The sequence below is a fragment of the Streptomyces doebereineriae genome, assembly GCF_031845645.1.
GTDB lineage: Bacteria > Actinomycetota > Actinomycetes > Streptomycetales > Streptomycetaceae > Streptomyces > Streptomyces canus.
This window is the reverse complement of record NZ_JAVREZ010000409.1, coordinates 1-429: the sequence shown is the minus strand read 5'-3', so window position 1 is coordinate 429 and position 429 is coordinate 1. Positions and strand designations below refer to the sequence as shown.

Sequence of the window (429 nt, the reverse complement as noted above, 5' to 3'; positions counted from 1 at the left end):
ACACCAACTGCACTGATATCCACGCTGAAGCCATCCGCGAGTACGGCCTCACTCCCGACGACGTGCACGACTCTTACCACCTGTTCATGGCGACCCGCGTTGACGGCACGATGCCCACAATCGTGCACCAGAACACCCAACCCGGCGAACACGTCGAACTGCTGGCCCACGTTGACCTGCTAGCCGTACCCAACGTCTGCGGCTCCGATGTCCAGTTCACCTCCAACTTCTCGATCGATCCGGTGCGGATCACTGTGATCACTGCCAGCGATGCCGACGTTGGCACCGTGCCTGCGCTGCCCGTCTACCGCACCCAGCGCACGTCGCGCGAATTCCGCCAGCCGTCCATCCGTAGTGAGCGCCGACTATGCCGCGACGAGGCCTATGTGGCCTCGTTCACGAATGTTCCGTTGTCTACCACAGTCGTCA

At 61.8% G+C, this 429-nt stretch carries 1 protein-coding gene; it reads left to right on the top strand.

Annotated features, from left to right (window positions below):
- Positions 1–429: DUF1989 domain-containing protein (locus RNB18_RS52545; RefSeq protein WP_311721123.1), on the top strand; the 429-nt coding region annotated here is incomplete at both ends.